At 66.0% G+C, this 5,901-nt stretch carries 4 protein-coding genes; 2 read left to right on the top strand and 2 right to left on the bottom strand.

Annotated elements, in window-relative coordinates:
* Nucleotides 1–1,334, bottom strand: a 1,334-nt coding sequence (locus E6K76_12165) for a serine/threonine protein kinase (GenBank protein TMQ56789.1), incomplete at its 3' end; no start/stop codon positions are given.
* A gap of 15 nt (nt 1,335–1,349) precedes the next feature.
* On the bottom strand, nt 1,350–2,498 hold the full coding sequence (locus E6K76_12170) for a Fic family protein (protein ID TMQ56790.1): 1,149 nt from the start codon (nt 2,496–2,498) through the stop codon (nt 1,350–1,352).
* 11 nt (nt 2,499–2,509) lie between these two features.
* Between E6K76_12170 and E6K76_12175 the strand changes: the two genes are divergently transcribed.
* A complete protein-coding gene (locus tag E6K76_12175; protein ID TMQ56791.1) occupies nt 2,510–5,218 on the top strand; it encodes a hypothetical protein in 2,709 nt (902 codons plus the stop codon).
* A gap of 2 nt (nt 5,219–5,220) precedes the next feature.
* A partial coding sequence (locus E6K76_12180; GenBank protein ID TMQ56792.1) for an isocitrate lyase/phosphoenolpyruvate mutase family protein occupies nt 5,221–5,901 on the top strand: 681 nt, incomplete at its 3' end.

Genomic DNA, 5,901 nt, shown 5'->3' on the forward strand with positions numbered 1-5,901 from the left:
AATTGGAAATGGCTGGATTGCCCGGATAACGCAGACGCGAACGAGAGCCATCGACCGTCGGGACTCGCGAGAAACGCGACCACTCCGTCCGTGCCGCGAAGCGGCTCGAATGTGCCGTGATCCATTCGGCGGAGGTAAAGCCTCGGGCGCGGCGTTTCTCCTTGGGGCGCACCGCGCGGAACCGCCAACATGATGGCTGCCTCGCCGCCGGGGGTCAGTTCAACAGCCTCGGCCCGAAGGTCGGGTGGCACCGGCAGCGAGAGATGCACAGCATTCATGTGGGCGGAGCGCGAGGAGGGTCCGAACGCGTTCCACGCGAGGGCGCCGAGGACGGCGCTGAGGACGGCCCCGATCGCGAGCAGGATCGAAGAATGACGCCGTGCCGCGGCCGCGCCAGGCGCCACCGCGTCGGTTGGCGCGGCGAAATGACCCGACTTGATCTCCTCGAGCGTGAGCCGCGCCTCGCCGATATCGCGTAGGCGGAGTTTCGGATCCTTGGTCAGGCACCGCTCGAGCAGCTCGCGGAGCCGCGGGGGTGTCGCCTTGGGCAGCGTGGACCAGTCCATCTCGCGCTCGAGCGTCTTCGCGATCGTGTCGCTCACCGTCTCCCCTTCGAACGCGCGCTCCCCCGCGAGGCATTCGTAGAGGATGCAGCCAAAGGACCAGATGTCGGTGCGGCGGTCGACGATTTTGCCGCGGGCCTGCTCCGGCGAGAGATACGCCGACGTACCCAGGATCACGCCGGGGAGCGTCGCGGGCGAGATCAGGGTCGGCGAGTGCAGGAGCGTCGGCGAGGAAAGCTTGCCCGAATCCACCAGCGACGGGGATTTCGCGAGCCCCGACTCGTCCGTCGCAACGCGACCCTTCGCAAGCCCGAAGTCCAACACCTTGACCTGGTCGTTCGGCGTGATCATCACGTTCGAGGGCTTGAGATCCCGATGCACCACGCCCCCGTCGTGCGCCGCTTCCACGCCCGCCGCGATCTGGATGCAGATGTCGAGAGTCTCGTGTAGAGGGAGCGGCCCGCGCGCGATCCGATCCGCGAGGGTCTCCCCCTCGACGTGCTCGAGCGCCAGGTAGCGCCGGCCCTCGCTCTCCTCGAGGCCGTAGATCGCCGCGACGTTCGGATGGTTGAGCGATGCCAAAACGCGCGCCTCGCGCTCGAATCTCTGGAGGTATTCCGGATCGGAGGCGGCATCCTCGGAGAGCGCCTTGAGCGCAACGGTGCGGCCCAGCCGCGTATCGTGCGCGAGGAAAACGACCCCCATCCCGCCGCGCCCGATCTCGCGGTCTACCCTATAAGGGCCTATGGTGGCGCCGGAGGTGGTCGGCATAAGGGGCCGAGGGTATCACGAACCTGGGGCCGTGGAACCCTCCCTGCCCTCTCGGGTCAGGAGACCAAGCAGCTTGGGGTTTACGAAGAGCTTTTCCCGTCCGAACGACCGCTCCTGGAGCAAGCCGATGGAAACCAGCGCCTTCAGATATCGCGAGGCAGCCTGGCGCCCCGCGATGTTCCCCTCCACCAGGTTGGCGATTCGACAGTAGGGTTGCTCGAAGATTACGTCCACGAGCTCGCGGGTGTAGATCTTGGGAAGCCTCTGCCGCACAAGGGCGGCGGTATCCTCCGTCAGTTTGCGGATGGATCCGATTTTCGCTGTGGTCCAGGTTGCTGTCTCGTGGACTGCCTGGAGCATGAAGAGAAGCCACGGCTCCCACGCGCTCTTGCTCGTGACTTCGAGGAGCAGGCGGTAGTAATCCATCTTGTGCGCGATGATGTAGCGGCTCAGATATAGAATTGGAAGCGTGAGCAGATCTTGCTCGACGAGGAACAGACTGTTCAGCACCCGTCCGGTGCGCCCATTGCCGTCGGTAAACGGGTGGATCGCCTCAAACTGATAATGAGCGACCGCCAGCCGAATGAGAGGATCGATCGATACCTCTTCGTGCAGGAAGTGCTCCCAATTCGCAAGGAGATCACGGAGTAGTGTTTCGCCCTCGGGGGGCGTGTAGACGATTGCGCCCGTGGCTTCGTTAGCGAGCGCCGTCCCGGGTACCTTGCGCACCGACATTTCGACGCCCTTGATTTGAGAGCAGATCATCTCAGCGGCGCGCGTGCCGAGCGGCCGCCTCTTCAGCTCGCCAACGCCCTCGAGCAGCGCACGTCTGTATCGCAGCGCCTCGCGTGTTGCGGGATCCGCGTGCCCAACCGCCTGGAGATGCTGGAAGAGCTTGTCGGTGGTGGTGACGATGTTCTCTATTTCCGAGCTCGCGCGGGCTTCCAGTACGGGCAGCGTGTTGATGAGAATTGTCTGATTGGGGATCAGTTCCGCTGCCTGCTTGAGCTCGGCAAGGGCGGCCCTGGCCGTGATGCATTGCCTCAGGACGGCCTTGGAATCCAGCTCCGTCGCTGGCGGCAGCTTTGGTAGCTCGTTGTACGGCCGGTCCGGTCGCCTCCCCTGGCCAGTCTGCGTGTCCTGAGATACGGATTTTCGAGACATGTTCGTAGGTTATGTCGCCAGCGGCGACACGTCAAGAAAACGTGTCGCTATTTTGGCATTTTTGCGACACGTCGTTTAGGCGACCCCTGGACCGCTATGCGGACTACACAATCGGATGCAGGGCGCTCACTCTCGTCGATGGCGCTAGAGCGGACCTCCCTCGGCCGAAATGCACATCGTCGGCCGTAGTAAACTCCCGGCACGCCATGCCCCACACCATCTCTCCAGGCACGCGCCTGGGCCCATACGAGATTCAGTCCCTGCTCGGAGAGGGAGGGATGGGCGAGGTGTATCGCGCCCGGGACTCGCGGCTGGCCCGCGACGTCGCCGTAAAGGTGCTGCCCGGCGCCCTCGCGGCCGACAAAGACCGCCTGAGGCGTTTCGAGCGCGAAGCGCGGGCGGCGGGGCAGCTCAACCATCCGAACATCATGGCGGTCCATGACATCGGCTCGACCGAGGCGAACGGTGGCGGGCTCCCCTACATCGTGTGCGAGTTGCTCGAGGGCACCACACTGCGCACCAAGCTCGCCCAAGGCCCGATCCCCCCGCGCAAGGCGATCCAGTACGCCACCCAAATCGCCCGCGGCTTGGCGGCGGCGCACGCGAAGGGGACCACACACCGGGACCTGAAACCCGAGAACATCATGATTCTTCCCGGGGATCACGTGAAGATCCTCGACTTCGGGCTGGCGAAGCTGCTCCAGGCGGACCGCACACCCGACGACGACACGGGTCCGGTCGCGGGCACGCTCACCATCACCGGCGCGATCCTGGGCACGCCGAGCTACATGTCGCCGGAGCAGGTGCGCGACCAGCCGTCCGACCACCGCACGGACATCTTCGCCCTGGGGGCGATCCTCTACGAGATGCTGACCGGCCGCCGCGCCTTCGACGGGCCCTCGCCGGCGGATCGCATGACGGCCATCCTACAATCGGAGCCGCGGCCGCTCCCCACTGAAATCGAAGACGCGGCCCCGGGCATCGGCGCTATCATCGCCCACGCCCTCGAGAAATCCCCAACCGACCGCTTCGACTCCGCGGGCGACCTCGCCTTCGCGCTCTCGTTGATAACAGGGCGTAGCGGCGCCCGGATGGAGCCAGGCTCGCCGGACACCGCCCCGGCAGCCGGCCCCGTCCGCCCGATCACGTACCGCCGCGTCACCCTGCCCGAGGGCGTCGTCCGCGGCGCCAGGTTCGCGCCGGATGGCCAGGCGATCGCTTACGCGGCCTCCTGGGAGGGCAACCCGCTCGAGCTTTCCTGGAGCTATCCCGGAAATCCCGAGCCGCGCGCACTCGGGCACACCGGCACCGACCTTCTGTCGATCTCGTCCACCGGCGAAATGGCGGTCTCGCGCGACCGGAAAGGGCGTGGCGGGTTCGTCTTTACGGGAATGCTCGCGCGCATGCCCCTGGGGGGAGGCGCGCCCCGCGACATCATGGACGGGGTGTGGGAAGCGGACTTCACGCCCGACGGACGCCGCCTCGCGATCGTGCGGGATGAGGCCGGAATGGTTCGGATCGAATTTCCCTCGGGCACGGTGCTCTACCAGACCTCGGGCTGGGTCAGCAGCGTGCGCTTCTCGCCCGACGGGACGCGATTCGCCTTCATGGATCATCCTCAGCGTGGGAATGACGCGGGTACGGTAGCGGTCTCCGACTTGAGCGGAAACGTGAAACGCCTCGCGACCGGATGGTCGAGCATGCGCGGCCTGGCCTGGTCGCCCGATGGCCGCGAGGTGGTGTTCGCGGCGTTTCGCGGCGCTGCCGCGGCTGGACGCGAGCTCTACGCCGTCGACATGAACGGCGTGGAGAGGCACGTGCTGCGGATTCCGGGCAACATGACGATGCTGGACATCTCGCGCCAGGGCGCGGCTCTCATCAACCTAGAGAGCGAGCGGAGCCGGGCTCAGCTCATCGCGGGCGACAAGAGGCGCGCCCTGACCTGGCTCGACTGGACACTCATCCGGTCGCTCACGCCGGACGGATCGCGCGTCCTCTTCGACGAAACGGGAATCGGGGGAGGAGACCTTGCTTCCGCCTATATCCGCGGTACGGACGGGTCGCCCGCCGTTCGGCTTGGAGAGGGCATCGCGTTCAGCCTTTCCCCCGACGCGAAGTGGGCGCTGGTCGGCGTGGGCCACTCACCGACGCGCCTCGTAGTTCTCCCCTGCGGAGCGGGCGAGCCGCGGACCATTCCCACCGGGAATGTCGAGATCGACGACGGCTCCTGGTTCCCGGACGGCAAATCCGTATGCTGTCTCGCGAGCGAGCCGGGGGGTGGGTCGCGGCTTTACCGGATCGATCTCGCGACGGGCGCGCGGAGCTTGTTGAGCGATGAAGGGATCTCCTACGTCGATTGCGTCGTCTCGCCGGACGGAAGCTCCGTCGCGGCGCACGACACGGACCGAATGCTAGCCATCTTTCCGGTCGACGGGGGCCCGCCGCGACAGGTGAAGGGCGCGCTCGAATACGAGCGCGTGGTCGGTTGGAGCGGCGATCAAAGCGCGATCTTCGTGTTCATGCGCGGGGAGCTGCCCGCCAGGATGTGCCGCATCGATCTCAAGACCGGGGAGCGCAAGCTCGTGCGGGAGATTTCTCCTCCCGATCATACCGGCGTCGAGGGTCTCGCGAGCTTGCGCATGACGCCTGACGCGTCGACCTTCGCCTACAGCTACTATCAGGCATTGAGCGCACTCTACGTGGTGGAGGGATTGTTATGAGTATGGTCGCCGCTTCCCGTGCCGCGAGTACGCGCGAACAGAAATACGAGGTGTTTCGGGCCCTCCACGAGAGGGCGGGCATCTTCGTGATCCCGAATCCGTGGGACGCGGGATCGGCGAGGATTCTGACGGCATTGGGGTTCGAGGCTTTGGCGACGACGAGCGCCGGATACGCCTTCTCGGCCGGGCGCCCTGACGAGGTCAGTGCGCTAACGCGCGAGGGATTATTGGAGAACGCCAAGGCCATCGTCGAGGCGACGCATCTGCCGGTGTCCGCGGACATGCAGAATGGATTCGGCCAGGCGCCGGAAGCTTGCGCGGAGATGGTGCGTTTGGCGGCGGGTGTCGGCCTGGCCGGGGGATCCATCGAGGACGCGACAGAGGACCCGAAGGCTCCCATCTATGAGCTCAAGCTTGCGGTGGAGCGGGTCGCGGCCGCGGCGGAGGCGGCTCGCGCTTGTCATTTCATGCTCACGGCTCGGGCCGAGAACTACCTCCATGGCCGGGCGGATCTCGACGACACGGTGCGGAGGCTGCAGGCTTTCGCCGAAGCCGGCGCCGATGTGTTGTACGCTCCGGGGCTGCCGAGCATGGACGCCATCCGGCGAGTTTGCGCCTCGGTCGCGCCCAAGCCGGTCAATGTGTTGATGGGAAGAAGCGCCGATACCTATTCGCTCGAAGAG

The sequence above is a fragment of the Candidatus Eisenbacteria bacterium genome (assembly GCA_005893275.1).
In the GTDB taxonomy this organism is placed as follows: domain Bacteria; phylum Eisenbacteria; class RBG-16-71-46; order SZUA-252; family SZUA-252; genus WS-7.